The sequence below is a fragment of the Neorhizobium vignae genome, assembly GCF_000732195.1.
Lineage (GTDB): Bacteria > Pseudomonadota > Alphaproteobacteria > Rhizobiales > Rhizobiaceae > Neorhizobium > Neorhizobium vignae.
The window spans coordinates 1-551 of sequence record NZ_JNNU01000068.1 but is presented as its reverse complement, the minus strand read 5'-3'; the positions used below and the strand labels follow the sequence as shown (position 1 = coordinate 551).

Annotated in this window: 1 protein-coding gene; it reads left to right on the top strand. The window is 61.5% G+C overall.

Features of this window, described 5'->3' with window-relative positions:
- Nucleotides 1-551: DUF5801 repeats-in-toxin domain-containing protein (locus tag GQ59_RS32595; protein WP_037088648.1), on the top strand; the 551-nt coding region annotated here is incomplete at both ends.

Genomic DNA, 551 nt, shown 5'->3' with positions numbered 1-551 from the left:
GTCAAGAACAACTTCCAGGTCAACGTCATCGACGATAGCCCGATCGCCAATCCGGGCACGGCATCGACGGTCGAAGACGAAAGCGTCAACTCCGGCAACAACGAGCCGGAAGACGGTTACACGGCCAAGGCAGAACACGTCTCGCTGAACATCCAGTGGGGCGCCGACAATGCCAATGACGCCAACGGCCAGCCGGGCGACCGCTCGGTTGCGTTCAGCAATGCGAATGTGACGGTTGTCGGCGAGGCGGGCAATTCGCTGACCTCGCTCGGCGTCGCCGTCCACACGGCGATCCTGGCGAACGGCACGCTGGTCGGTTATACCGGCGACACGGCTCCGACGACGACGGGTGCCGGCAACGTGGTGTTCTTTGCCACGGTCTCGGACGTCAACAACGGCGAATACAACTTCCACTTGGTCAAGCCGCTCGATCACGACAGCTCGCCGGCCAACAGCGAGAACAGCCTGTCGCTGAAGTTCAACTACACGGCAACCGACTCGGACGGCGACACGTCGTCCAGCACGTTCACGGTCAATGTCGTTGACGATGT